At 54.5% G+C, this 25,973-nt stretch carries 30 protein-coding genes; 15 read left to right on the top strand and 15 right to left on the bottom strand.

Annotated elements, in window-relative coordinates:
• Positions 1-759: MFS transporter (locus tag BP727_RS04375; protein WP_286857571.1), on the top strand; the 759-nt coding region annotated here is incomplete at its 5' end.
• A gap of 42 nt (positions 760-801) precedes the next feature.
• Here the strand turns inward: BP727_RS04375 and BP727_RS04370 are convergent.
• The 5 genes from BP727_RS04370 to BP727_RS04350 all read right to left on the bottom strand — a co-directional run bounded on the left by BP727_RS04370 (position 802) and on the right by BP727_RS04350 (position 5,501).
• The gene (locus BP727_RS04370; RefSeq protein ID WP_273278349.1) at positions 802-1,833 is read right to left on the bottom strand and encodes an FmdE family protein; all 1,032 of its coding nucleotides are present in this window, start codon (positions 1,831-1,833) and stop codon (positions 802-804) included.
• Positions 1,834-2,108: 275 nt separating this feature from the next.
• Complete coding sequence (locus BP727_RS04365) at positions 2,109-2,678, bottom strand: flavin reductase family protein (RefSeq protein ID WP_013719878.1); 570 nt, start codon at positions 2,676-2,678, stop codon at positions 2,109-2,111.
• Positions 2,679-2,685: 7 nt separating this feature from the next.
• Positions 2,686-3,435, bottom strand: coding sequence for a P-loop NTPase (locus tag BP727_RS04360; RefSeq protein ID WP_273278350.1), 750 nt, complete (start codon positions 3,433-3,435; stop codon positions 2,686-2,688).
• Between the two features lie 15 nt (positions 3,436-3,450).
• Positions 3,451-4,989 (bottom strand): ABC transporter substrate-binding protein, encoded by a 1,539-nt coding sequence (locus BP727_RS04355; RefSeq protein WP_273278351.1) that lies wholly within the window; start codon positions 4,987-4,989, stop codon positions 3,451-3,453.
• A gap of 338 nt (positions 4,990-5,327) precedes the next feature.
• On the bottom strand, positions 5,328-5,501 hold the full coding sequence (locus tag BP727_RS04350) for a hypothetical protein (protein WP_157863779.1): 174 nt from the start codon (positions 5,499-5,501) through the stop codon (positions 5,328-5,330).
• Positions 5,502-5,595: 94 nt separating this feature from the next.
• Here BP727_RS04350 and BP727_RS04345 point away from each other — a divergent pair, with 94 nt between their 5' ends.
• From BP727_RS04345 to BP727_RS13570, 9 genes are all read left to right on the top strand, one after another.
• The gene (locus BP727_RS04345) at positions 5,596-6,468 is read left to right on the top strand and encodes an ABC transporter ATP-binding protein (protein ID WP_286857567.1); all 873 of its coding nucleotides are present in this window, start codon (positions 5,596-5,598) and stop codon (positions 6,466-6,468) included.
• The gene (locus tag BP727_RS04340) at positions 6,465-7,271 is read left to right on the top strand and encodes an ABC transporter permease (RefSeq protein WP_013719882.1); all 807 of its coding nucleotides are present in this window, start codon (positions 6,465-6,467) and stop codon (positions 7,269-7,271) included. Before BP727_RS04345 ends, BP727_RS04340 begins: the two co-directional genes overlap by 4 nt.
• A 68-nt stretch (positions 7,272-7,339) precedes the next feature.
• Entirely contained in the window at positions 7,340-7,516 is a 177-nt protein-coding gene (fpoO, locus tag BP727_RS04335; protein ID WP_013719883.1) for a F420H2 dehydrogenase subunit FpoO, read from the top strand.
• 69 nt (positions 7,517-7,585) lie between these two features.
• A complete protein-coding gene (locus tag BP727_RS04330) occupies positions 7,586-7,978 on the top strand; it encodes an OB-fold nucleic acid binding domain-containing protein (RefSeq protein WP_273278353.1) in 393 nt (130 codons plus the stop codon).
• Between the two features lie 66 nt (positions 7,979-8,044).
• Positions 8,045-9,289, top strand: coding sequence for a saccharopine dehydrogenase family protein (locus tag BP727_RS04325; RefSeq protein WP_273278354.1), 1,245 nt, complete (start codon positions 8,045-8,047; stop codon positions 9,287-9,289).
• Between the two features lie 46 nt (positions 9,290-9,335).
• On the top strand, positions 9,336-10,094 hold the full coding sequence (locus tag BP727_RS04320; RefSeq protein WP_013719885.1) for an SAM hydrolase/SAM-dependent halogenase family protein: 759 nt from the start codon (positions 9,336-9,338) through the stop codon (positions 10,092-10,094).
• Between the two features lies 1 nt (position 10,095).
• Positions 10,096-11,061, top strand: coding sequence for a 5,10-methylenetetrahydromethanopterin reductase (gene mer / locus BP727_RS04315; RefSeq protein WP_273278355.1), 966 nt, complete (start codon positions 10,096-10,098; stop codon positions 11,059-11,061).
• 22 nt (positions 11,062-11,083) lie between these two features.
• On the top strand, positions 11,084-11,638 hold the full coding sequence (locus tag BP727_RS04310; RefSeq protein WP_013719887.1) for a nicotinamide-nucleotide adenylyltransferase: 555 nt from the start codon (positions 11,084-11,086) through the stop codon (positions 11,636-11,638).
• 97 nt (positions 11,639-11,735) lie between these two features.
• Positions 11,736-11,981 carry a nucleotidyltransferase family protein gene (locus BP727_RS13570; RefSeq protein WP_342674274.1) on the top strand — a complete coding sequence of 82 codons (246 nt, stop codon included), beginning with the start codon at positions 11,736-11,738 and terminating at the stop codon, positions 11,979-11,981.
• Here BP727_RS13570 and BP727_RS04305 read toward each other — a convergent pair.
• From BP727_RS04305 to BP727_RS04290, 4 genes are read right to left on the bottom strand one after another with little or no spacing between them, the layout of a single operon-like run.
• Complete coding sequence (locus BP727_RS04305; RefSeq protein ID WP_273278356.1) at positions 11,876-12,499, bottom strand: AAA family ATPase; 624 nt, start codon at positions 12,497-12,499, stop codon at positions 11,876-11,878. The two genes, BP727_RS13570 and BP727_RS04305, sit on opposite strands and share 106 nt — an antisense overlap.
• Before the next feature lie 22 nt (positions 12,500-12,521).
• Positions 12,522-13,358: a radical SAM protein gene (locus BP727_RS04300; RefSeq protein ID WP_273278357.1), complete on the bottom strand. Its 837-nt coding sequence runs from the start codon at positions 13,356-13,358 to the stop codon at positions 12,522-12,524.
• A gap of 7 nt (positions 13,359-13,365) precedes the next feature.
• Entirely contained in the window at positions 13,366-14,640 is a 1,275-nt protein-coding gene (locus tag BP727_RS04295) for a hypothetical protein (RefSeq protein WP_273278358.1), read from the bottom strand.
• Positions 14,637-16,946, bottom strand: coding sequence for an ATP-dependent DNA helicase (locus BP727_RS04290; protein WP_273271452.1), 2,310 nt, complete (start codon positions 16,944-16,946; stop codon positions 14,637-14,639). The genes BP727_RS04295 and BP727_RS04290 overlap by 4 nt, the downstream gene beginning before the upstream one ends.
• A gap of 194 nt (positions 16,947-17,140) precedes the next feature.
• Here BP727_RS04290 and BP727_RS04285 point away from each other — a divergent pair, with 194 nt between their 5' ends.
• Genes BP727_RS04285 through BP727_RS04275 form a run of 3 tightly spaced genes read left to right on the top strand, consistent with a single transcriptional unit; the run spans position 17,141 to position 21,497 of the window.
• The gene (locus tag BP727_RS04285; protein WP_273271451.1) at positions 17,141-18,292 is read left to right on the top strand and encodes an LL-diaminopimelate aminotransferase; all 1,152 of its coding nucleotides are present in this window, start codon (positions 17,141-17,143) and stop codon (positions 18,290-18,292) included.
• Between the two features lie 37 nt (positions 18,293-18,329).
• Positions 18,330-21,182 (top strand): leucine--tRNA ligase, encoded by a 2,853-nt coding sequence (leuS, locus tag BP727_RS04280; RefSeq protein ID WP_286857563.1) that lies wholly within the window; start codon positions 18,330-18,332, stop codon positions 21,180-21,182.
• A gap of 42 nt (positions 21,183-21,224) precedes the next feature.
• Positions 21,225-21,497: a type II toxin-antitoxin system MqsA family antitoxin gene (locus tag BP727_RS04275; RefSeq protein WP_013719906.1), complete on the top strand. Its 273-nt coding sequence runs from the start codon at positions 21,225-21,227 to the stop codon at positions 21,495-21,497.
• 109 nt (positions 21,498-21,606) lie between these two features.
• On the opposite strand, the gene BP727_RS04270 is transcribed toward BP727_RS04275, so the two are convergent.
• A complete protein-coding gene (locus tag BP727_RS04270; protein ID WP_157863781.1) occupies positions 21,607-22,125 on the bottom strand; it encodes a hypothetical protein in 519 nt (172 codons plus the stop codon).
• Positions 22,094-22,321, bottom strand: a complete 228-nt coding sequence (locus BP727_RS04265) for a hypothetical protein (protein ID WP_013719908.1) — start codon at positions 22,319-22,321, stop codon at positions 22,094-22,096. Before BP727_RS04265 ends, BP727_RS04270 begins: the two co-directional genes overlap by 32 nt.
• 240 nt (positions 22,322-22,561) lie before the next feature.
• Here BP727_RS04265 and BP727_RS04260 point away from each other — a divergent pair, with 240 nt between their 5' ends.
• Positions 22,562-22,819 carry a type II toxin-antitoxin system HicB family antitoxin gene (locus tag BP727_RS04260; protein WP_048132338.1) on the top strand — a complete coding sequence of 86 codons (258 nt, stop codon included), beginning with the start codon at positions 22,562-22,564 and terminating at the stop codon, positions 22,817-22,819.
• Positions 22,785-23,033, top strand: a complete 249-nt coding sequence (locus BP727_RS04255) for a type II toxin-antitoxin system HicA family toxin (RefSeq protein ID WP_083804714.1) — start codon at positions 22,785-22,787, stop codon at positions 23,031-23,033. Before BP727_RS04260 ends, BP727_RS04255 begins: the two co-directional genes overlap by 35 nt.
• Positions 23,034-23,364: 331 nt before the next feature.
• On the opposite strand, the gene BP727_RS04250 is transcribed toward BP727_RS04255, so the two are convergent.
• The 4 genes from BP727_RS04250 to BP727_RS04235 all read right to left on the bottom strand — a co-directional run bounded on the left by BP727_RS04250 (position 23,365) and on the right by BP727_RS04235 (position 25,908).
• On the bottom strand, positions 23,365-23,613 hold the full coding sequence (locus BP727_RS04250) for a YgiT-type zinc finger protein (protein ID WP_013719911.1): 249 nt from the start codon (positions 23,611-23,613) through the stop codon (positions 23,365-23,367).
• On the bottom strand, positions 23,610-23,939 hold the full coding sequence (locus BP727_RS04245) for a DUF4258 domain-containing protein (protein WP_013719912.1): 330 nt from the start codon (positions 23,937-23,939) through the stop codon (positions 23,610-23,612). Before BP727_RS04245 ends, BP727_RS04250 begins: the two co-directional genes overlap by 4 nt.
• Positions 23,940-24,224: 285 nt before the next feature.
• Positions 24,225-25,307 (bottom strand): hypothetical protein, encoded by a 1,083-nt coding sequence (locus BP727_RS04240; RefSeq protein WP_286857558.1) that lies wholly within the window; start codon positions 25,305-25,307, stop codon positions 24,225-24,227.
• Between the two features lie 154 nt (positions 25,308-25,461).
• A complete protein-coding gene (locus tag BP727_RS04235) occupies positions 25,462-25,908 on the bottom strand; it encodes a TIGR00725 family protein (RefSeq protein WP_276620066.1) in 447 nt (148 codons plus the stop codon).
• Between the last annotated feature and the right edge of the window lie 65 nt (positions 25,909-25,973).

Here is a 25,973-nt window from a genome sequence, read left to right as displayed (position 1 = left end):
GGCCGTCTCACCTCTTTCTTTATCGTGGGCGGAAACCTCGGTCATGCTCTCGGACCGATCCTTGCCGGCATAGTGATCACGGCTGGAGGCCTTTCTGCTATAACCTGGCTTTTGATACCTGCTGTGATCGGCGCACTTCTCCTCCTTATTCGTCCGATCCCAGACACCTGCCCGGTGGCGGCACGACAGGCAGAGTCCGACGGCGAGGAGAACTGGAAGCCGGTGATCCTTCTCTTCACCGGCTCTACGCTCCGCTCCTGGGTCACCGTCGGGACGATGACCTTCCTCCCCACCTACCTTGTCCTGAACGGGTACCCTCTGCTTGAGGCAACCTTCTTCATCAGCTCCATGCTCTTAGCTGGGGTTGTCGGGCAGCTTGCCGGAGGCTACTTCTCCGATCGGGTGGGCCGGAAACCGGTAGTTATCGCGACAACTCTGTGTTCCATCCCGGCTTTTGCCGCGATTCTTCTGACGAATGATGCGCTTCAGATTTTCGCGATACTCTGCTTCGGGTTTTTCCTCTGGGCCTCGTTCTCGGTGACGATTGCCATGGCTCATGAGCTTATGCCGAGCAAGATTGGCCTGATCTCGGGCCTCTTCATGGGTATCGCTATGGGCGCTGGCGGCCTTGGTGTCTCGGTATCGAGTGCCATTGCCGACCAGTTCGGGCTCACCGCCACCCTTTCCGTCTTCCCCTTTCTGATCCTCCTGGCAGCTTTGCTCTTTTCAGCCGTTGGATACCCGCGGAGGCTTTCATAAAAAATAGGGGGGATGGTCAACTTATCCATCCTCGAATCGGTTTCAGGTCTCTACTCCCAGCACCTTCAGGGGGTGCACGCCCGCGCCCTGGAGGGCCTGTAGCTCCTCCGTGCTTTCCAGGTGGAACTCCTTGATGGTGGAGACGAACTCTTCCGGAGAGTCGGCGGCGTCCATCAGGACAAAGTCCTCCTTCAGCCTGTAGGCCCAGCTTGGCCAGGTATCTATGTTGCTCATGTTTCCGGCCTTGTTGAAGTCGAACCCGAGGACCAGGCCGTCACCAGATTTGGACGAAGCGTCCCAACGGATGAATATGCCTGCGACTCTGGTGCCGTTATACTTCTCCGTCAGAGCGCTTGTCTCATCTTCGGTAAGGCATTTGACGAAGATGCCGCTCTTTCCAGGAGTGCAGTCCCAAGCGATCTGGAAGTAGTCATCTTTGCACCAGTTGGGACAGGCTATTACCTTGTAGCTCTGGTTGGCAGGGTCATCGATGGGGAGCTCTTTTTCCATGTACCTCGCGAGCAAGAAGCCGCTGGAGACTCCAGGGCAGAGGTGGTCGTGGAGCTGGACGGCCTTCATGAAGACATATGGGGTTTTCTCGTGGGTCCAGACATTGGCGATGGGCAGCATGTGGCTGAAGTTGCCCGGCTCCCAGGTCTCGACGTTGGCGAGGACGGTCTCTGCATCGATCTTATCCTTATCCTGGATCTCGAAGCCGGAGGCGTCAGCGTTCATCTTCATGTATACCGCCTCTCCGGTGTTCTTGTTGAAGAAGCCGAACCAGAGGGGCTTCCAGGGTGCGCTCAAGATGTTGACCAGGTTCTCCTTTCCAGGAGTGCAGCCGGAGACTTCCACCACGGCATCAAGGCACATATCGGTCGTCTGGCCGTCGATTACCGGATATCCGGCGTTGGTAAGGGCCAGGACGTTCACATCTCCCATCTCAAACCCCAGTTCGGTCATGGCATAGTTTGTTGCATTCGTGCCGAGCTGATACATGTCCACCCCTTCGGCCAGAGCCATACCAGGCACCAGGGCCAAAAGGAGCAGAACCGTTACTGCAAATTTCTCCATTTTCACTTTATCGCCTCATCTTCGGTACTGTGCTTGCAATCTGTGAATAGTCGCAGACGTGGAGATGTTAATCTGAATAGTTTATAACTTTTGCGGAAAAAATTCATACTTAATATGAATAAATATAAATTTTGCTTATAACAATTTTTCAGCGCCGAAATGGCAGAAGAGGGGGGCGTCCGGGGGCAAGCATTGCACCGAGAGCCACGCCCCCAATTGTAGCTCTGTGCAGAGGTGATCGTAAAAAGATTTAGGGAGATTTGAGGACATGATGCTCAGGGATGATGAGCGTATCCGCCCTTTTCTCCTGTTGCCGTGGGACGGACGAACTGCATTCCCTTGTTCGAGCCCATTATGCATAGAGGCATGGCCTTCTCAAAGTCCATTCCATTCTCAGGAGAGAAGAACCTGTCGTCAGCCTCCAGGTGCACCACCCGGCCAACGATTAGCACATACTTCTCTCGGGCTATCTCCTCTTCCACAGTGCATTCAGCCCAGGCCAGGCAGCCCTCGATTCCTGGTGGCTTGACCTTGACTGAGGGTCTGGCCACTAGACCCGCTTCCTTGAGTTCGTCGACCTCTGGGGGGAAGCTCTTAGCACAGGTCATGACTGCATCCTCCATCCCAGCTCTTGGCACATTGATCACAAACTCCCCCGTCTGGCGGATGTTTTCCAATGTGTCTCTTTTTAGCCAGGAGGCGATCAGCACCTCATCCAGTGGCCGGAGGACCGGGGTCACACAGGACCAGGGTGCCGCATTTCGCACTCCATCTTGAGAGATCGTAGATAAGAGCACTACCGGCAGAGGCATGATCTGCGACCTCTGATTCGGCTTCAGAATCATACCTTGATCACTCCGCCAGCAGCCGGTCCACGATCTCTTTCATCTCCGCCAGCTGGGGCACCAGGCTGCCCTTCAGACATGCCTGGAAGACATCGCGATCAAAAGGCACGCTGCCTATGACCTTCTTCCCGTCAACCAGGGACGAAAGCTCCGCAGCATCCTCATTCATCCGGTTGAGGATGAAGCAGACCGGCTTATTGATCTTCGCCCCCATCTCCGATATCTTCTCTGATAGCTGCACCGACTCGAAGCTGGGGTCTATGACCACCACTATCCGGTCGCTGCCCGCTTCCACCCCCCGGCCGAAGTGCTCGATTCCCGCATCCGTATCCACGATGACCTGCATTCCATCCGCTTTCAGTTTCTCGATGAACTCTCGGGCCAGGGCGCCCATGGGACAGGCACAGCCTTCGCCGTAGTCGTGGATCTTGCCGATGGCAACCAGCTTTATGCCATCCTCGCCCACAATCAGCTCCTGGGGTATATCATCTATCGAGAACTCCTGAAGAATGGAGAGCTTTTCTTTTCCCTCCGACCTCATAAATTTCATCAACCGCTCCCCCAGCCCCTTCTTGCCGCCCAGGGAGTCCATGAAGTCCCTGGGCTGGGGCAGGCCCAGCTGCTTGTAGAGGCCGAAATTGGACTCGTCGGTGTCCACCACCAGCACTTTCTCTCCTCTCGAAGCCATCTCCCGGGCGATAAGAGCGGAGACGGTGCTCTTTCCGCTTCCGCCTTTGCCGCAAATCACAAATTTCATCTCTATTCACATCCTTCAGCTGACAAATATCTGCTTATTCAGTGCCAGAGGAACGCCATTGGCAATTCCCTGCCGGGTGTAATACATTTCCACCCTGCCGTCGTGCGCCCAGTAGGTGTCAGCGTAATATAGGGGAAGAACCGGCAGCTCCTGTGCATGGATCACCTGAATACGATCGATCAGATCCTCCCGTTTCTGCTCGTCTATCTCAGCCACCTCTCCGTCCAGCAGCTCATTGAGCTCCGAGTTCTCTGTGTAGCGGGCGCTGTTGAAGGTGTATCCATCGCCGGTCATCCTCTTCAGGATCTCGGGATCTGCACCCATGCCGCCGTGGCTGTTTAGAGCCAGATCGAACTTCCATTCAGTAACCATGCTGTCAAGGGTCTTGGAATCCACTGTGCGAAGGCTTATCATGAAGCCTGCATCCTCAATCTGCTGGCGTATCAGCTCTCCTGCCCGCTCATTGATTGAGGTTACCAGCATCTCCAGTTTGACCGGACTCCCATCCACAGAGAAGTAGCCGTCCACCTTGGAGTAGCCCAGCTCCTCCATCAGCTCCTCTGTCTTTGCCGGGTCGTAGTCGTATGGCTCTACATCGGAATTGTACCAGTGGTTATCCACAGCGAAAAGGCCGGGGCTGGCCAGGACTCCGTAGCCGCGAGCGGCATTGTCCACCAGGGCCTGGCGATCGATGGCATAGTAAAGTGCCTGCCTGAAACGGGAATCAGATAGAGGCTCCTTCTTGTGATTGACCATGATCTTGGTGATAGAGTCATGGGAGGAGAGCATCACGGTGAAGCCCTCGTCTTTCAGGTCCTCTGCCACCTCAGGAGGCACGTTTGCTGCGTTCACATCCCCTTTCTCCAAAGCGGCCGCAGACATCTCCAGGTTTACCTTGACGAACTTAAGCTGTTTCACTTTGGGGCTGCCGAGGTAGTAGTCGTCAAAGGCCTGATAGAGATAGCTTCCCTGGGACTGGTCATAGTCCAAAAGCTGGAATGGGCCGGTGCCCACAAGAGCGGAATCCTCCCGAAACTCTGCGGGATCGTCTACGCCCTCATATATGTGCTCCGGGAGAATGGGAAGGCTTCCGGCAACCAGTTCCAGGAAAGGAGCATAAGGCTGGTTGAGGCTGATTCTGACTGTATAGTCGTCGACCGCCTCTGCCGTTTTTATGATGTCGGAGGAGACCCATATGTAGGGATGCTCTTTAATGTAATCGATGGTAAAGACCACATCGTCGGCGGCGAACCTCTCGCCATCATGCCAGAGGACATCCTCTCGCAGCTTGAATGTATAAGCATCATCTCCCTCCATCTCCCAGCTCTCGGCCAGAGCGGGGATGATGCCCTTTTCGTCCTTCCAGACCAATGTGTCGAAGATCAGGCTCATCCTCACATATCCTGGGCCGCGCGAGTAATGGCCGTAGGGCGAGGGGTAGCCCCAGTCGCCGATATAGTCGGCAATGGTCAGCACCTGGCCATCACCGCCATCGTCTGCCTGGGCGGTGCAAAGCAATAATAGCAGCAATCCAGCTGCAACAAATCCAATCATTGGGAGGCATCTCATGGAGATGGAATCCCTGGTTGATGATCCGATAAGCATTTGAATTTCACCTTGGCAGTAGAATCTCGCAGGTTGTTTTAAGAACCTTTCCATTAGTAGTATGAATTAAAATCTATGAGTGAATAATAGTAACAATGTTATTCAGTTAGGCTCCTCGCTGTTGTTATGGGTGAACTTGCATCGGAAATTCTCTGTATCTTTTCGCCTATGTGGTGAACCGCTATGCTCTGACCCAACCACAGAGACACAGAGGAACAGAGGCCATATTCTCTGCCTGGACTCACCCACATAATTCAGCGAAGAGCCTTCAGTTATCTATGCCCCACTCACATTACTCCTGCAATCTTGAGCAGATACATGCCGGCGTTCTGCATCTGAGATAGCATTGCCTGGTCGACCTTGAACTCCTTTATAGTGGAGACCAAGCTCTCCGGGCTGTCCGCATAGTCCATGGAATTCCAGCGAATGAATATGCCTGCAATCCCCAGCACTGCCTTCATCAGGGCAATCTTAGAATCAATCTTAAATATAACGAAAAAAATTAGATAATTTATGCGGTTCCATACCGATCGATAAACAGATGAGAGATAATGGATGTATTCAATCGAGACACGGGATTTAACCAAGAGTTTTGTGCTGTATAGAGGATTCCTGGATGCCATAAGAAGATCCGGAAATAGAGATATTCTGACCACGCTGGATAAAGTCAACATCAAAGTTCAAGAGGGGGAGGTCTATGGCCTTCTCGGTCCAAACGGAGCGGGCAAGTCCACTCTGATCAAGATACTGTGCACCCTTATTCTTCCGTCAGAGGGAGAGGCATATGTAAATGGCTATGATGTGGTGAAAGAGGGTCAGCAGGCAAGGGAGTCCCTGGGCTTTGTGACCACCGATGAGAGGAGCTTCTACTGGAGGCTATCGGGCAGAGAGAACCTGCAGTTTTTTGCCACTCTCTACAATCTTCCTCAGAGCGTCGTCAGGTCAAGAACAGAGGAGCTTTTGGATGTGGTCCGGCTCAAACACCGGGCAGATGAGCCCTTCTATAGCTACTCTGCGGGCATGAAGCAGCAGATGGCCATCGCCCGGGGGCTTTTAAACGATCCTGCAGTCCTCTTTATGGACGAGCCGACCAGAAGCCTGGACCCGGGAGCGGCAAGGAACCTGCGGAAATTCATCAAGGAGAAAATCGTGGCAGAGAAGGGCAAGACCATATTCATCTCCACTCATCAGCTGGATGAAGCGGAGGAGCTCTGCGATAGAGTGGCCATACTGGATGAGGGGAAGATCAAGGCCAACGGGAGCCCAGCGGAGCTGAAGGCCGGTCTTTCCCAGGATTGCACTCTGGGCGATGTCTTCAGCCATTATACCGGCAAGGCATCGCTAGATGAGCAGTCGACGCCATTTCCAGTAAACATCCCCCGGCAGAAGAGCAGAGGGCGGGGAATAGGCAGAAGGAGGGGAATATGATCTTCGAGAAGGCATTCTGGTTCATCAAGAAGGGCTATATGTTGCAGTTGAGCTACAAGTTCGACTTCTTCTTAAGGCTGTTTTTCATGCTCTTCAATATACTGACCTACTACTTCATCGCCAAGCTGATAGGAGATGGGGCAGCCAAGTACCTGGAGCCCTATGGAGGGGATTATTTCTCCTTCGTCCTCATAGGCATGGCCTTTTCCGGATATCTGATGATCTCGCTCCGGAGCTTTTCCGAGAGCGTGCGAGATGAGCAGATGATGGGAACTTTAGAGGCCATGCTGGTGACCCCCACCAGCACATCGAGCATCATCGCCCTGTCATCCCTGTGGAACTTCATCTTCGCCTCCTTCCGGGTGCTGCTCTATCTGGTCATAGGCATACTCTTAGGAGTGGATATGACCCAGGCCAATGTTGGAGGCGCGCTATTGATCCTGGTCCTCACTATAATATGCTTCAGCAGCATAGGAATACTCTCGGCCAGCTTCATAATGGTCTTCAAACGGGGAGACCCGATTAACATGCTTCTGATGGGCACCTCTGAGCTCTTTGGAGGGGTCCTCTTTCCCATCGAGGTATTCCCGTCCTGGCTGCAGAGCATCTCTCACATCCTGCCCATCACCTACTCGGTCAATGGCATGAGGCATGCTCTCTTGCAGGGGTACTCCATCGGCGAGCTGGCTCCGGAGTTGCTCAGCCTGGTCCTGTTCTCGATCGTGCTGCTTCCACTGAGCCTGTTTGTGTTCGAGAGGGCGGTTTTAAAGGTCAAGGCAGAGGGAGGATTGGTGCAGTATTAATGGCGCTTTCAACAGAAAAGTTCAACAATGAGAAAAACCTACACCCATGCGTAGGAGATGAATCTAATATGGCTGATTGCGATCTATGTACCCGTGCTCGTCCAACACTTTATCCCATCAAGGCTCCGGTGCATAACCTGACCTATCCTGAGGGAGCCTATAAGGGAGTATGCGACATCTGCCTGGAGCATCTGGAGAAGGGCTGGCAGGAGCGCTTTGGGTCCAAGCCTGAAGAGAAAAAATAAATTAACTTATTTTTAACATAATTTTTCTTAGGATTCTGCTAGCCTTGGCTATGCCTGAAGATGATGATTATGAGGATGCAAAAGGAGGAGAAGATAGTAGTGGTATTGCTTTTCATGGCACTAGGCTCACTGGCAGCCGCCTTCTGGGCCTTCAGCCCTGAGGAGAGCTATATCCCTGCCTCTGGGGAGTTGGGATCCGGGGAGAATTCCCGCTCCTCTCTCATCACTCTGGACGGCCGGATCACCAGAGCAGAGAATACCAGGAGCGGCGGCAATTTGATCTTAAACCTGGATTCGACAGCAATGCCCGTTTTCATTCCCGCCAGCTCTGGGGCAAAGGAGCTATCAGCTCAGCTTCAGAAGGATACGCGGGTGAGGATCACCGGAACCATAAATAGTTATCAGGGCAAAGATGAACTGAAGGTATCCAGAAAAGCAGATGTCCAGCTGCTGGAAGGATGATCCATCCCGGGAGAAGATCCAAATGACGGCTAATCTAATTCTGATAGGTAACAGAGAGGAGGAGAGTTGAAGGCGCTCGTCCTGGGAGGCACGGGAAGAATCGGCTCGGCGGTGGCCTGGGATCTGGCCAGGTACGGCGGAGCCGATGTGGTGGGAATCGCTGGCCGAAGAGAGAGATCACTGCAAAAGACCCTTGATTGGATAGGTAGCGACCGAGTTGTACCCCACCTCATCGATATCTCCGATCCCAGGGAATCCAGAAGGCTGATGCAAGAGTATGATATTGGGATCATCGCCCTTCCCGAGAGAAGGAGTAGCTATAGAGCGGTGGAGACGGCGATAGGCGCAGGCCTGGATGCTGTGGACATCCTGGAGGAGTATCACCGCCGACCGGATCCCTATGAGAAGGAGGGTTTGGCAGCACCAACGGGCATGACCCTGGACGATTATGGCGAGTCGTTGCACAAAAAGGCTATTGATAGCGGTGTTGCCCTTCTGGATGGCATGGGATTTGCCCCTGGACTCTCCAATGTCACCCTGGGCGAGGGAATCAGAAAGGTGGGAGCCAAAAGGGCGGTGGCCCGGGTGGGCGGGATTCCCTGCCGAGAGGCAGCGGCCCGCCACCCATTGCAGTATATGATCACCTGGTCCTTTGATCATGTTCTGCGCGAGTACATGGTCAGGGTCAGGGTGCTGGAGAACGGCCAGGTGGTAGAGGTGGCGGCAACCTCAGGACGGGAGAGCTTCCGGTTCCAGGAATGCGGAATCGATGAGCAGCTGGAGTGTGCCATCACCCCAGGGATGCCCAGCTTCCTGTACACCCACAACCATCTGGAGAGCTTCTCTGAGAAGACGGTTCGCTGGCCGGGCCACTGGCAGGCCATTGACACCCTGAAAGAGTGCGGCCTCTTGGATATTGCTCCTATAAATTATGCTAGTCAGTCCGTCTCCCCCCGGGACTTCTTCTTGAATTTGATAGAGCCGAAGCTCAGACCCCTGCCCGGTGACGAGGACGTCTGCGTCATGTGGAACACTGCCTGGGGAAGGGATGAGCAGGCCGAATACTTCATGTGGACGGGCGCAGACAGCAAAAACGGCATATCTGCCATGGCCAGGGTGACCAGCTCCTCCGCAGCAATTGCCGCCAGGCTTCTGGCCCAGGGCGGGATCAAGAAGAAGGGAATTGTTGCTCCGGAGGAGGCCTTCAAGGATGAAGCCTATAGCGATCTCATGCGGGAGCTGGAAAGAAGGGGGATCAATATAGTGGAAGCGATAAAGCCCGTGAAAGCAGAAACAACGCTGAATGCCTGAAAGCCAGGATGAAGAGAAGAAAGGAGCGAGAAAGAGGAGATAGATCTTGATCATAACCCTTCTTTCCGACTTTGGCTCCTTTTATCCCGCTCAGATGAAGGGGGTGATCCTCTCCCGGCTGCAGGGCAAATCAGGAAATATCGCTGGCAAGATAACCTTCGTGGATATTGCCCATGACATCCCCGCACAGGATGTGAGGGCGGGGGCGTTTGCTCTTCTCTCTACGGTCAGGTTCTTTCCCCCTGGAACCATTCATATTGCAGTGGTCGATCCTGGGGTGGGGACAGCCAGGCGGAGCCTGGTGGTGGAGAGCGGCGGCCAGATGTTCGCAGGACCTGACAACGGCCTTCTCATTCCCGCCGCTCGCTCCCTGGGAAGGCCGGTGGCCTATGAGATCACCCCCCATCCTGGGGCCTCCAGCACCTTTCACGGCAGGGATGTGTTCGCCCCCGCTGCGGCCCTCATCGCCGCTGGCCAGCCACCGGCAAGCCTCGGTCCCAGGGTCCGGCCTGTGGACCTTGATTTTGGCGAAGCAAAAAAGACTGCTCACGGCCTTGAGGCCACAATCATTTATGTCGACCGTTTCGGCAACCTCATCCTGAACTTGCAGAGGCTTCCCGCCCAGGATATGATGCTCAAGGGAGTCAGGCTGAAGAGGGCGAGAACCTATGCCGAAGGGCGGAGGATCGAACCACTTATAACCCTGGGGAGCCATGGCTTTGCAGAAATTGCGATCAACCAGGGAAATGCCAGCGAGGCTTTTTGCCTGAAGGCTCAAGATCGCATCGAGCTGGAGGAGATTTGAGTTGTTTGGAATAGAGTTCGTTCCCGATGAATCGGTACTGAAGATCGGCTATATGGCGAAGCTGGCAGAGGATGCTGGATTTGGAAATATCTGGATCACAGATCACTACAATAATAGGGATGTCTGGACTACCCTCGCAGTACTCTCTTTATTGACCAATAAGATCTCGCTCGGAACGGGCGTCACCAACCCCTACACCAGGAATGCGGCCATCACTGCCTCCAGCATCGCCTCCATAAACGAGCTCTCCGGCGGGCGGGCGATCCTGGGCATAGGTCCCGGTGACAAGGCCACATTCGATAAGATGGGAATCGACTGGGACAAGCCCCTCTCCAGGGTTAGGGAGACTGTCCTGGCGATCAGAGCCTTCCTGGCTAAAGAGCAGGTCAGCCAGGCGGGGTTCAAGGGGGCTCAAATGTCCTTTACCACCTCGAAGATACCGATTTATATCGGCGCTCAGGGTCCCAAGATGCTGGAGCTGGCCGGGGCGATCAGCGACGGTGTTCTGATCAATGCCTCCCATCCCGATGATTTCAAGTTCGCTGTGCCCATGATCCGCGCGGGAGCTGAAAAGGCAGGACGCAAGCCTGAGGACGTCCAGGTATGCGCTTATGCCAGCTTCAGCGCCGACAAGGACCCGGCCAAAGCGGTGAACGCCTCCAAGATAGTGGTGGCCTTCATCGTCGCCGGATCGCCGGAGAATGTGCTGGAGAGGCACGGCATAGGAATGTATGAGGCCAAGGCCATATCGGACGCTATCTCCCGATTCGACTTCAAGGGGGCGATGGATGGCGTGACCCCGAGGATGACCGAGGCCTTCTCCATATCTGGAGCGCCTGCAGACTGCAGGGCAAGGATAGACGAGCTTTTATCGACCGGAGTCACCCAGATTGTGGTCGGCTCGCCCATAGGCCCCAATAAAGAGAGCGCCATAAAGCTCATCGGAAAGAAAGTCATCGGAAAATAGGCCAGAAAGGAAGGTCAAGGCTATGCGCGGGCTTTACATTGGGCGATTTCAGCCCTATCACCTCGGCCATCAGGCAGTTCTAGAGGAGATCGCACGAGAGGTTGATGAGATAGTGATAGTGATCGGAAGCGCCCAGGAGAGCCATGGCCCGGAGAACCCCTTCACCAGCGGGGAGAGGATGGAGATGATCTATGCCGCGCTGGGCAAAGGGGAGCTGCGGAAGAGGTGTATCGTCACCACCCTGCAGGATATCAACCGCAACTCATTGTGGGTCTCACATCTGCAGTCCATGGTGCCCTGCTTTGACTTGGTCTACTCCAACAACCCCCTGGTCATCCGGCTCTTCTCCGAGGCGGGGGTTGAGGTGAAAAAGCCCCCCCTGTATCAGCGGGATGTGTACTCCGGATCGGCCATCCGCGCTCTCATGCGGGAGAGAGGAGACTGGGAGAGGCTGGTGCCTCCGGCAGTAGCGGGTTTCATCCAGGAGATCAACGGGGTAGAGCGGCTCTGCCAGGTATCAAAGAGCGATAGCGTACATTCTGCGGATTCGGCGATGCATAACTCCAGTATGATTTAGCGGTGATGGAGAGTTCACAAAGCTGGGCATGATGATGTGAAGCATCCCATTAGGCAGATTTTTAATCTTTGCCAGCAAACGATTAAATGACACCATTATGAATATCTTTGATATCGTGAGAGGGCACGAGCAAGAAATTGAGAAGAGATTTGGCGTTAAGAGAATAGGCCTGTTCGGCTCTTTCGCTCGGGGAGAAGAAAAGGATAGCAGTGATGCAGACATAACGGTCGAGTTTGATCAGCCCACCATTGACTCTCCGCTGACGCCCTTTTCAATCTCCCCCACGAGCTTCACCACCTTCCGGCGCAGATCCTCCAGGCTTCCCGAGTTGTCTATCCGGTAATCCGCCCTCTCCATGGCCCGAGCTAATCCCCAGCCCTTCTCCCGGCACTCCCTCTCCTCTAGAGCGGTGGCAGAATTGCTTTTTGCCTGGCCTTCAGCAGAAGCATTGCCCCCCACCTCTCCGCATACCTTCGGATCGTCCGGCCGCCCCCTCTTCTCCAGCCGCCCCAGCCGGGCATCTGCTGCTGCCCAGACCTCAATTAAGTAGAACTCATCTGCCTGGGATCGAAAGAACTCCGCCTCCGCTCCGGAGCGCAGACCGTCTACCACAACCAGGTCTCTTCCCGTCTTTCGAGCCATCTTTAGCGTCTTTCTGGCTATGGCCTCCGCCCCTTCTTTCTCCCGCAGGGCATTGCCTATCCGGCCCAGGTTCTGGTCGGTCGGCTCCAAACCCTGCCGGGCCGCCTCCTGGCGGATGACATCCCCCATTACCACCACGCTCAAACCCAGCTCTCGAGCGATCTTCGAGGCCTCGCCCTTGCCTGACCCCGGCAGGCCCACAAAACCGATGATCTTCATTCTCTCTTCATCTCTTCACCATTCATGTGCTCTTGGCAATCTCGCCCGCCCATTTGATCGCAGGCGGCGCTCGCACCTGAACCGGAATTCCCCCACCCGCGACCCGGACCATCTCCTGCATCGCCTCCAGTGATACCGGCTCAAACCAGGGCTCGCCCTCCCTGGGATGACCCTGCTGGAGGACAAAGTGCTCCAGATGGCTATCAGGGTACTCTCCACCAAGCTTTTCCAGAATCCTGGCGATCTCCTTTATCTGGCCTGTGGAGGGCAGTTCAGGAAAGATCGTGCACCTGGCGTCGAATACTACGCCAAATTCATAGCAGATCTCCAGGCTCTCCCGGACCCGGGCGGCTACACCCCTTATGCCCGTGGCCATCTGATAGGCGGGCTCATCAAGCTCAGTTTTCAGGTCCAAGAAGACTTTGTCCACCACATCCGCCTCCAGCAGCCTCCTCAGCCTGTCGGGGTAGAATCCCGAGGTCTCAAGCCCACAGGCCAGCTCAAGGCTTCGAGCCAGGCCAAACAGCCTATGACAGGCCTTTAGCTGCTGCAGGGGCTCGCCTCCCGAGAGGACGAAGGCTTCGACAAATGGCCGGGACGCTGCCCTAATGGATGCGTCTTCCAGGCTGATCTGGCGGAGATTGGCTCTCAATTTTATAGCCGGAGTATGCAGGCCTTTGGTCCGGCAGACTATCCGGGATGCCAGAGCATGAAATTCGATTTCGCTCTCGCCGGTCTGAAGGGCATGATTGTGGCAGTGGGGGCAGCGGAGGGGACAGCCGCGCAGGAATACGACCAATGCCGCCTTTCCCAGCCAGTCCACCGTGGATAGAGGGACTATGCCCCCAAAGTTGACCAACAGCTCATCACCCGCTTTTTTCTGGCAGAATAAGACTCATCTCTTTGCCGGCGATCCTGGTCAGCCTCTCCACAAGCTCTGACTGCTTTGACCCCATCCTCTCCTCCAGCATCAAAAGGTCCTTGCGGCTCTGCTCCAGCGCAGCATCGAGCTTTATCAGGGCTTTCTTATCCTGAGAGATGGCGTCTTTCAATTGAAGCGCCTCTTTGCTGCTCTCCTTCAACTGAACCTCCAGGGATTTGATCTCCTCTGCCAGGCTGAAATGGCGGGACCGGGCCAATTCCAGCGACCTCTTCCCGATCAGCTGGTCGATATGATCCAAGACCTTCTCCTTCTTTCGATCCTTCAATCCCAGGGTGGCCAGGTGAGCGCGCAACTCCTCCAGGGATCCAGCAATTTCATTATCCGAGACATGGGCGGGATTGTTCATCAGCTGCAGGAAAACCTCGCCATGCTCGAGGCTGATCCTGTCGCTCGAGCTTTGCTTGGTGATCCTGCCCAGGGCCTTGGTCAGGGGAGAGATAAGGGATCTCAGCTCCTCTTCTGTCTGGATCTTCTCCCTTTTTTTCTCCTCCAGGCTCTTTTTCAGCTCTTCGGTCCTTCTGCCCAGCTCGCTTGCCGCCAGATTCCTTATTCTCTCCTCATGATCCCTCAGCCGAGCAGCAGTGCTGCCAATGAGCGCCTCCTCTCCGGCCACCTTCTTCTTCAAGGAGTCTATGGCCACGAGGCCCTTTCCAAGCTCTTCTGCCAGCTCCTTTGAGTACCAGATCTCCTCAGACAGCTTCCTTCTCTTGCCGATCATCTCTTCCAGCTCGACCAAAGTGCGGCTGATCTGGCCCAGATCGGAGTTTATGCTCTCCAGGCTCTTGGGAAAGATGGCAGCTACATAGCGCTGCGCCCTTCCAAAGGTGGTCACCGTTCTCTCCAGGCCCTTGACCAAAGCCCAGTGGTGCTCGCTGGCGGACTGAAGATCCATTTTCCTGGGAGGATCTATCTTCTCTTCCAGCGATTCCATTTGCTTGACCACCTCACCCCGGGCGGCGAGCCCTGCCCTGAGGAGCTTTGGAGGAGTGGAAGGGTCCGGCTCGGCCGAGGCCAGTCTGGAGACGTCTAGAGAAAGCTCTTTTGCTTGATCCTCAAGATGGCGATATATCTCGGAGAGGCTCTTCTCCCATCCAGCGGAGGTCTCCTTATCCTCCAGCCAGGAAATTACATCCTCCAGCCTCAGGCTCTCCCCCGCCTCCGATCCCGATCCCGAGAAGATCTTCCTCAGCCAATTCAAGGCAGTCTCCCCTGCTTTGGCCTTCTTGCCTTTGTCTTGTTTGCAGGCGGCCGTTCTCCTGGAGGCTGCGCTTCGCTTGCTGCTTGATTTTTCGTAATCCCGTTCACCTCTTCCTCTCCGTCTTTTCCATATCCTTCAATGGCTTCATCTGATCTCATCCCGTCCATCCTCTCCTCACGAGCCAGCTGAAGGAGGACCTTCTCTGCGATCTTCGGTCCAAGAAGCCTGGCGATCTCCACCGGATCTGTGCTCTTAAGCTTCTCCCGGTTGGTTATGCCGGACTGATGGAGCTTTCTTGCCCTCACCCGTCCCACTCCCTTCAGATCCAGCAAGGATAAGAGATCCTGGCCGGCGCCATAATGGAGGCGAACCGATAGCTGCTCCGCCCTGTAGGTGATTCCCAGATCAAGGTGCTTGGACAGCTCTGCTAAAGAGTGCATCAGCCACTCCGCGGTCTCCGCAGACCGGCGGATGTCACCCGGTCCGATGCGATACCGGTCGCTTATAAGCTCCTCTTTAACCTCACCGATCCAGTCGAACAGCATAGAGGAGGTCTTGGCCTCGCGGAGGAGATAATCATAATTCTCCTCATTGAACAGCTCGCTCTGATTGAGATCGATGAACTCCTCCACCCAGCCGTCTGCCGACTGGATGTAAAGCAATGCCATATCCGGAGTCATGGTTATGAGATGGATGAGGGAGAGGTCGGTGGGCTTTCTCACTGTAGCTTCTTTGCCGTTTTTCTCCTCCCGCCCCCCCTTCTCTGCCAGGTTCTCCAACATGATGACCGCGCTCAAGGGGTCGATATACAGCTTGGAGACCAGAGAGCCCAGCTTTGTTGGCGTAAGGTCGCCCTCCGGACTGTCCACGATCATTCCGTTATCTGAGAGGAAGGCGAGAACCTTCTCCAAAGCAGCATCCAGGTGCCAGGGATCCTGCTGATAAGCATAAAATGTGGTGGCAATGAACTCCTTCAGCTCGCCCTCCGTCCGGGCAAAACCGGCGGTGATGGTGGAGAGGATATGAGTGCGCAGAGCGCTCTCGCTGGCCAGTTTCGACCAGATCTCCTCAGGCGAGCCGTCGATATAATGCTCCTTCAGATTACGCATCTCCGAGTCGTCCTTGGCCATGAGGAAGGATTCGCCATAAGGATCCAGCCCCGGCCTTCCCGCCCTGCCCGCCATCTGGCGGTACTCGATCACCGGTATGGGGACCATTCCCGAGCCGTACTCATACCTCCGGTAGCTCTTGATCAGCACCCTGCGCGCGGGCAGGTTCAGGCCGGCAGCCAGGGTCGGAGTGCTGGCGATGACCTTGATCCTGTTCTCCCGGAAACCCTGCTCAACCAGCCTGCGCTGATCGGGCAGGAGGCCTGCATGATGAAATGCAATGCCTCTGGAGACACATGAGGCCAGGCGATGGCAGGTCTCGCTCTCTCCTGTGGCCAGGATGCTTTCCGACAGGGTCTCGGCCTTTGGATCTGGAGGAATCAGGTTGCTGAGCTTGATGGCTGCAGCCTCGGCATTCTTGCGGGAGTTCTCGAATATCAGAATCTGGGCGTCCTGAGAGAGGGTGTCTCTGACCAGGGCGATAGACTCGTCCTTCTTCTCATCCTTCTTCGCCTCAAGAGCCCTCTCTTCGTCCGAGAAGACCAGCCTGCCCTTGCAGATGACCCCCTCCTTCAGAGCTATGGGCCTCCAATCGCTGCTCACCAGCTCTGCATCCAGCCAGTCTGCCAGTTCTCGGGAGTTGGCCACCGTCGCCGAAAGGCCGATGATCTGCAATCCAGAGTTAGAGCGACGCAGCTTGGTGATGGTCATCTCCAGGGTAGGACCCCGGCCAACGTCGTTTAAGAGGTGGATCTCATCGATCACCAGAACGGCCAGGTCTCGAATCCAGGAGGCGCCGTTTCTCATCAATGAGTCCGCCTTCTCTGAGGTGGCGATGATGATCTGATTTCTGCCCAGGCGTTCGTCCTTCTTATCGAAGTCGCCTGTGCTTATGCCTACGCTCACGCCCAGATCTTTGAATCTTTGAAAAGAATCGAACTTCTCTGCTGCCAGGGCGCGCAGAGGGACGATGTAAAGGGATCGCTTCGACTGCAAAGCGGCTTTGAGCATGGCCAGCTCCGCCAGGAAGGTCTTGCCCGAAGCGGTAGCCAGGGCAAGAAGCATGTTTTTGCCTTCCAGAAGGCCTCGTTCCACGGCTTGTGCCTGTGGCGGATAAAGCTCGTTATACCCCTGCCCTTCGTAAAGCTCGATGGCCTCCTGGGGCAGCCAGCGGCTCAAATCCCTAATCTCCAGCATCAATCTCCCTTTCGGCTCGATAACTTCAAGACGTCCTATCTCGACCGATCTTCTATATGACCTTCAAGGATCTGCCCGGGCTCCTCTAATCTTAAATACTACGTGAAAGTAGTACCTGCGGGATAATAACCTGGACAGGAACGAAAAAAGAATTACCGTCATCATATAAATGCATCTTCCATGGAGAGAACCTAATGTATGCCGATCGGATAAAGAATCTCCCGCCGTACCTTTTTGCCGGCATCGATAAGGCGAAACAGGAGGCAAGGGCAAAAGGCGTGGACGTAATCGATCTGAGCGTTGGCGATCCGGATCTTCCGACGCCCGATCACATTGTTCAGGCCTTAAAGCAGGCGGCGAATGACTCATCGAACCATCAGTACCCATCTTATGAGGGAAAACTCGCCTTCCGGAATGCAGTGGCAGACTGGTATAAAAAGACCTTTGATATTGATCTGGATCCAAAGAACGAGGTGCTCACTCTGATCGGCTCCAAGGAGGGTATCGCTCATGCACCGCTGGCCTTCATCAATCCGGGAGACGTGGCGCTTGTCCCTGATCCTGCCTACCCGGTTTATGCAACGGCCACGGCCTTCGCTGGCGGAGAGCCTGCCATAATGCCGCTTTTGAGGGAGAACGGCTTTTTACCGGACCTCGATGCCATCCCAGCAGATGTCGCCCGACGGGCGAAGATCATGTTTCTCAACTATCCAAACAACCCCATCGGTGCTACGGCTAGCGAGAAGTTCTTTGGAGAATTGGTCGACTACGCCCGGGATCATAATATCATCATAATGCACGACAATCCCTACTCCGAGATCTACTACGATGGCAATAGATCCCTGAGCATTCTGGAGATAGATGGGGCAAAGGATGTTGCCGTGGAGTTTCATTCCCTCTCCAAGACCTACAACATGACCGGCTGGAGGATAGGATCGGTCGTGGGCAATGCCGATGTAGTAGCGGGAATTGGCAAGGTCAAGAGCAACATCGATTCGGGAACCTTTGGCGCCGTGCAGGATGCAGGAATCGTGGCCTTGAGCAGCCCAAAAGAAGTGGTGGATGAGATCCGCAAGGTCTACCAGCAGCGCATAGAGATCCTGTACAAGGCCCTCAAGGATATCGATCTAGTACTGGAGAAGCCCAGGGCGACGCTATACCTCTGGGCCTGGGTAAAAGGAAGCTCCATCGATTATGCTGCAAAGCTGCTGGAGAGGACAGGGATAGTGGCCACGCCTGGTCTCGGATTTGGAAAGTACGGCGAGGGCTACATGCGCTTTTCCATCACCAGAGAGACGAAGAGGGTAGAAGAGGCAGCAAGGCGCCTGGAGAAGATGAAGGATTAGGTGGATTCGAGCCACAGAAAGTCTGGAGGGAACCATATTGCTTGAAAGTTATTCCGCAAAAGAAGTCGAGGCCAAGTGGCAGAGGATCTGGGAGGAGAATGCGATCTTTGAGCCGGAGCCTGATGAGCGCCAGAAGTTTCTCTTGACCATACCCTATCCTTATTTGAATGGTAATCTGCATGCCGGTCACACCCGCACATTCACCATAGGAGATGCATATGCCCGCTACAAGAGGATGAGGGGCTACAATGTCCTCTTCCCTATGGGGTTTCATGCCACAGGAACGCCCATCGTGGGCCTGTCCGAGCTCATAGCCAACAAAGATCCTCTCATCTGGGGAGTCTACACCCGGCTGCATGGCATTCCTGAGGAGGAGCTGGCCAGCCTGAATACGCCGGAGAAGATAGTGCTCTACTTCCGACGCCAGGCCAAAGCAGCAATGCAGTCCATCGGCTACTCCATAGACTGGAGGCGAGAGTTCACCACCACTGATCCCGCTTACAGCAAGTTCATCGAATGGCAGTTCGGCATACTGCGAAATCTCGATTATGTGGTCAAGGGCAGCCACCCGGTGCGCTGGTGTCCGCACGATAAGAATCCGGTGGAGGACCATGACATCCTCAAGGGCGAGGATGCCACCATTATGGACTTCTCCCTGATCAAGTTCAGGATGGGGGATGCGATTATGCCCTGTGCCACCCTGAGGCCGGAGACCGTCTTCGGGGTGACCAACCTCTGGCTGAACCCAAGTGTCACTTATGTCATGGCGAGGATCAACGACGAGAGCTGGATCGTCTCGAAAGAGGCCTATGAGAAGCTGACCTATACCGACCGAGCTGTGGCCTGGGGAGCGGAGATACCCGGAATTGAGCTTATCGGCAAGAGGGTGACCAATCCGCTCACCGGGGCGGAGGTGCTCGTTCTGCCCGCAGGGTTCGTGGATCCAGACAATGGCTCAGGGATTGTGATGTCCGTTCCAGCCCATGCCCCTTACGATTATCTGGCACTGAAGGATCTGTACGAGGAAGACCTGAGCCAGTATGGCATCAAAGAGGACCTGAGAGCAATCGAGTTCATATCCCTGATAGAGTCGCCTGGCTACGGGGAGTTCCCGGCAGTGGAAGCAGTGAAAGAGCTCGGGGTCCGGGATCAGAATGACCCCAAAGCGGAGGAAGCGACCAAAATGGTCTACCGCCGCGAGTTTCATAACGGAGTTCTCAAGCCCAACACCGGCCGCTACGCGGGCGTGGCGGTGAGCAAGATCAAGGACCTGCTGCTCAGGGATCTGATCGATCGAGGGATAGCCGAGATCTTCTATGAGTTCTCCGAGACCCCGGTGATCTGTCGCTGCGGCACCAGGTGCGTTATCATGATGGTGCGGGACCAGTGGTTCCTGGAGTACTCCAATCCCGAGTGGAAGGGCAGGGTTTTATGGTGCCTGTCCAGGATGAACATAATACCACCGGAGTTCCGGGTGGAGTTCGAGAACAAGATCGACTGGCTGAAGGACAAGGCCTGCGCCAGGCGGAAGGGTCTGGGAACTCACCTCCCCTGGGATAAGGAGTGGCTGATTGAGTCCCTGGGAGACTCGACCATTTACATGGCCTACTATATCCTGGCCAAGTATGTGAATGCCGGGATGAAGATCGACAGCTTGCCCCCGGAGTTTTTCGAGTACATCTTCATGGACAACGGCGATGCCGCAGCTGTAGCGAACCTGACCGGCCTCCCTGAGCAGACGGTGCAGCAGATTCACGACGACTTCGCCTACTGGTATCCCGTAGATCTGCGCACATCGGGCAAGGACCTGGTGGCCAACCATCTGCTCTTTTTCCTCTACCATCATGTGGCCATATTCCCGGAGCAGCTCTGGCCGAAGGCGATAGCCGTAAACGGTTTTGTCTCCCTGGAGGGGCAGAAGATGTCCAAGTCCAAGGGGCCGCTCCTGACTCTACGCCAGGCGGTGGCGGAGAACGGGGCGGATGTGACAAGGCTCTACATTCTGGGCAATGCCGAGGGGACGGCGGATGTGGACTGGAGAAATGATGGGGTTGAGGCCACCCATGCTCATCTGGACCGGTTCTACAATCTGGCGCGGGAGATAATGGCCGATGGGAGCATAGACGAGAGTGCGGAAAAGACGCTCATCGACCGCTGGATGCTCTCCCGGCTGCAGAGGCGGATTGTCCAGGCCACGGAGGCCATGGAGGAGATTCAGACCCGCAGGGCTCTGCAGAGTGCGTTTTACCTCCTGATGGGAGACCTGCGCTGGTATCAGCGCCGGGGAGGGAAAAACCAGCTCCGTGCAGTGCTGTCGGCCTGGGTGAGGATGATGTCGCCCTTCATCCCTCATATCTGCGAGGAGCTCTGGGCCTCGGGACTGGGAGAGGGATATGCCTCTTTGGCGGAGTGGCCGGTGGCGGATGAGTCTCTGATCGACCTGAAGGCGGAGAAGGCAGAAGATCTCCTGGAGAGGACGCTGAACGATGTGCAGGAGATCGTCAATGTCACAGGGACCAAGCCCGCCAAGATCACCCTTTACACCACTCCCCGGTGGAAGAAGGAGATGCTGCGCCTTGCCGTGGCCGCTGCAGCGGGAGGAAAGCTGGACATGGGTGCGTTGATGAAGGAGGCAATGGCCAATCCGGCGATAGCCGAGCACAAGAAAGATGCTCCCAAGTATGCCCAAAAGCTGGCCAAGGCGGCGCATTCGCTCTCTGCGGAAGCGCTGGGCCTTGACGAGTACGAGACCCTGACAAGAGAGAAGGAGTATCTGGCCGGTGCCTTTGGAGTGCTGGTGGAGGTCTACTCGGCCGAGGAGCCGGGAGCAGATCCCAAGGGCAAGAGCCGTCAAGCGGAGCCGGGGAGGCCGGCGATATATATTGAGTGAATCTCGTCTGCCCTTTTTCTTTATGGGAAAGAGGAGATGCAAATGAGCTCTGTTGCCCACGATTGCTGCTGCAAAATAGGCAAGATGCGTGAGGGCAGGCATGATTTCATGGCCAGGATTGAGGATGAGATCATTGTCATCAAGGATGTCACGGTCCTTATCTGCGATACTTGCGGCGAGATCGAATACACTCTGGAAGTATCAAGAGAAATCGACCGGATCAGGAAGGAATTCTTAGCTGGACGGCTGCGAGCCCGGCCCCTGGCGGCGAAGGAGGTCGTATTCAAGCCCCAGCGCGCAGACTCGATTGCATGAGCGTCTTCTGCCTAAAGATTCTCTCAGGAAGGTTCCGATATAGGCGCAGCAGAAAGAGGCGTAAGGGCCGGGAAAACCAGCGATCAATCGTGTGATGCCTCTCCTCGCTTCACAAATCCGCCAGGCTGAGAATCGAACTCAGATGAGTTGCTTCTATTCCTAGATTCCTGCAAATATTGAATAATGGGTAGTCCTGTGTTAATACGCAGGCGCTATTATTTCTTGCACATAAAATTATAGATGAGTCCGCGAAGCCGAATTTCCAGGCATTCGAGCCAAGATATTCATCTGATATTATTTCATTCTTGGTTACATAAATTTCATTAATTTGTTCAAGGTATCTAATATTTGAATCAAATAATTCCTTTTTATCTTTTTTATTGCTAATATCATTATCTATAAGGTTCCAGGCCTCTGAGAGAATTCCTGGAGTTATTATTCGCTCCTTTGTGTGATTCAAATACTGCATTAAGATATCGTAATGCACCTCATTGCAGGGACCACCATCATATTTTAATCTCTTAATTCCTGGAATCATTTCAGGATCATGATTTCCGGCGAGAAATAACAGAAACGGCCCAGTATCGAGAACTACTCTAGCAGGGAATTTGACTGAGCCTTTCAACATCAAGGATTGCTCCCTCGCTGTCGACGATAACCTTGAACTCCTTGCCTGCATCCTCGAATAGATCCTGGACCAAACAAATTACTTCCCAGTTATCTCCATCCCTCTTCACAGAAATGGTTTCAAAGATAAATTTTATTATCGACTTAGTATCCTGGAAATACTTCTTGGCCGCCATCGCGGCACCTTTAGCATCCATATGATCACCTGAAACCTATCTACATTATATTTAGCTCCCTCTTAAATTTTCCCCCAAAAAGTGCCAGAAAGGAATGCGATTCCTATCTCCAGAATCCAGCGAGTGGACACTGCCCCTCGCCAACGCCAGGCGCCCTCCCGCAAGAGCCTGCGTGCACGTGCACGGGCTCGTGGGCGGCAGGTAAATGAGCAAGTGCAAAGATGCGAAAGGCTTTATCTGATTGCCGTGGATATTATTGCGATGTTCGCAGAGTACATCCAGGCAGCAATGGATCAGGCCACCTACGAGATCATCGATGACCCTGAGCCCTTTTATGGCGAGGTGCCCGAGCTGGAGGGCGTATGGGCAACCGGCAAAACCCTGGAAGACTGCCGCAGGGAGCTGCAAGAAGTCATCGAGGGCTGGATTGCATTGAAGCTGAGATTTGGTCATCCAATTCCCGCCATCGGCGGGCATTCGATCAATGCATCAGCGGAGCCGGTGTCCATTGTCGAATAAGCTTTTGCCGGTCCCAAGAAGAGAGCTCATCCGGCGGTTGGGCAAATTGGGATTCGTGGGTCCTTTTCCTGGTGCTGGTCACGAGTATATGTCAAGGGGCCTTTTAGAGGTACGTATTCCGAATCCTCATGGAAGCGATATCAGTACTGCTCTCCTGCAAAAGATCTTGAAGAGAGCTGGAATAAGCAGAGAGGAATGGTTTGATACCGACTAGATAGCTGGGCGCTTCTCAGCACGTTCAATGGTGTGGCTATGGCAGGCTCCGGCTAGTGAGGAAGCGCCTTGATTCATTCCTTAAGTCCGTGCCTGTCGCATTGAGACTGAATGCATATGGAATAATCGCATCCAATCCACCAGGATTCCTCAGAGCGTTGCACTTTCATAGCACCCAAACGCTTGCCCGCACGGACGCGATTCGCCCACCTGCGAGGGCACGCACATGCACGGGCGCAGCGCATGGCAGCCACAGCCGGCCCAGCCCGCCTAGAGCAGTGCCGGGCGAAATTCCTAGCCAGCTACTGAGACCTATGGTCTATCCTTTGGTCTCATGCTACCTGATATGAGACTCCGATCTCCTGGAACTCCGCTGTTTCTTTTCGCTCCAGCTTGGACCTAATCTGTTCAAACTTTCTCACAGTCTCCTGAGAGTACAGCCGTTCTCCACAGCGCAGGCAGACCTCCGCGCAGACCTTTAATACGGCGGTATTGACGCCCCCACGCAGTACCTTTTCAACCTGCTTTTCAATCAGATCCCCACCACAGACAGGACATTTTTCAAACGGTATGCTATTCATTTCTTCCTCACTTTGCAGTCGATCCATCGATTCGGATCTGGACGGTAGACCGTGATCAGGACCGCCCACCCGTTCAACTCGCTATAGGCCCAAACGCTGTGAACCGGATCGCCGGCAAAGGTTTGACCGAAGATCAGAACACTTGGATAAGGTGAATCGTCTGCGTACTCTTCGATCACAACTCCATGCAGAGCCGAAAAGTAGATCTCGTCAAACTTGAGCTCGTCAGCATTGGCTTCTTCATAGGCGTGATCGGTTATTCTAACATGGCCTAGCTGAATGGCTTCCAAGATGTCAGCGAGTTTTGCCCGGCTTCCTCCAACCACGTATTAATAAATTCGTATTATGATAATTAAAGGTTATGTCAAATGATTTTGCGCTTTATCTAGATTCACTATGGCGGCATAGGTAAGTGCCCGAACGAGTGCCCCGCACAATGCCTGGCACCCACTCCCGCAAGAGCGCGCGTGCATGTGCACGGGCTCGGGGGTGGCAGGGCCGAGAGAAAGCAAGAATGAGCTTGCCAATCAAAGGAAGTCTGGTGACCGCTCCCCGGAATCAAGGCGGGGCACGATTCATCCCACCTCTAAAGAGTCGGGAATTCCCTGCCCCTACACCCCGTCGTTCCTCAGAAGGTCCAGCTGACTTGAATAGCCAGAAAAGCCCCTCTCTTCAAAGACGTATTCCTCACCTGATTTTGATCGCAGCGTTCCTTGCAGGAGGGCTAGTTGCTGGAGGTCCAGACGGTCGGGCATCGGCCTGGGATAGTCGAGCACTGTGGGAATGCTCTCAAATACCCCAACCGCAAGTTCCAGGCTCCAATCCCCATTATCTGCTGAGATGTTGTATCGGGCAGGATGGACCATAGTGGCATTATCGATGGCGTATTCTGAATAATCAGCGTATTTCGCCTTCACCTGCCCCCCTGAGAACTCTATTGACTCGCCCTCCTTCTGAATTCCCAGATATGCCTTGGGATTATCCTCTGTTCTGTTCTCCCAGATCTCTCTGTAGCTCAGGCTGAAGTTCTTAGCGGGGTTGGAAGCCTCTGCCCAGGTGAACTGGGGATCATTCAGGGGAAATCTGCCCCATATGTGGTCATGATAGCCAGTCCCGTCAATATCCACCGTCCTGTTGCCGATGGTGAAGCTGCCGGTCACGTTGGCTGATGGCATATAGACCAGCCACTTCATCCAACCGGATTGGCCTGTCTTTGTCTGAGTGGGAATAGCATACCAGGGATCCGCGGCTGCCTCGTAGACCAGGTCCCACCGAAAAAGCTCGCTGGTGGCCTCATCCTCGACCTCTCCCCGAATATGGATCCTCCCCTCTTGATCAGAATAAAAGCCGTTTTTGTCGATATCGAACATGGGAGAATTGCGATCCCCGCCAAATCCCCGGCTCTGATGAGATCCCAATATCGGAATTTGGCCATTCTGCAGCAAAATAACCTGGACCTGAATCCTCTGGTATGCCGTCAGGTTGTCCGGATCGCTCAAAAGGAAGGTAAGCATGAAGTGAGTGTCCCCATCCCGCCCATTGAAGTACCACCATTCATTGTAGAGCTGGTCGTCGATTCCATTTTTCATATAGTGGTAGGCATCGTCCCTGGGATCGGCATTGACTGCAGATACTGCGCTTGATAACAGGAAGATTGCAGATGAAGCTATTGCCACAAATATTATTGATGCCACTAATGCCCGATTCGATATTAATGCTGGATGAAGCACATCATTTTTCATTTCTGCATCTCCCATCTTCGCTTCTGCTCATTCATTGCTAAATCGCTACCATGTAGTCTATTCCATGATCCTCTAAATATAACCATCTTTTCATATAAACATCTTTTCATGCGATTCCCAGGCGCAATTGGCGGCTGAGCAGGCGAATAGCTTCTCTTGGGTCCTTCGCCCTCAACGTCCCGGCAATATCCCAGCTTCCCAGGCTGATCACGGCTTTATTCATCTTCAGGGCCAGGGCGATCTCGGATAGAGTCCCATACTCGCCGGGCAGAGCAATAACTGCATCCGAGCTCCTCACAATTATCGCATTCCTGGCATGGCTCATGCCTGTGGCCACGCTAATTCCCACATAGGGATTGGCATCCTTCCTGTCCCCGGGCAGAATTCCCACCACCGTTCCCCCGCTCTCTGCTGCACCCTTACATGCTGCCTCCATAACCCCACCCAGGCCACCGCAAATGAGGGTGTGCCCCTCCGCTGCCAGGAGCCTCCCAAGCTCCTCTGCCATCTCCCGGACGCAAAGGCTGCAGTCTCCACCTCCTACTACTGCTATTTGTATTCTGATTCCTCCCTAAGACGATAATTCCGCCAGACCCTCTCATTACCTGAACAGCGTGG

The organism is Methanosaeta sp. UBA356 (genome assembly GCF_002496465.1).
GTDB classification, from domain to species: Archaea; Halobacteriota; Methanosarcinia; order Methanotrichales; family Methanotrichaceae; genus Methanothrix; species Methanothrix soehngenii.
The sequence above is the reverse complement of the archived record's forward strand: the minus strand, read 5'-3'. Positions and strand labels throughout refer to the sequence as shown.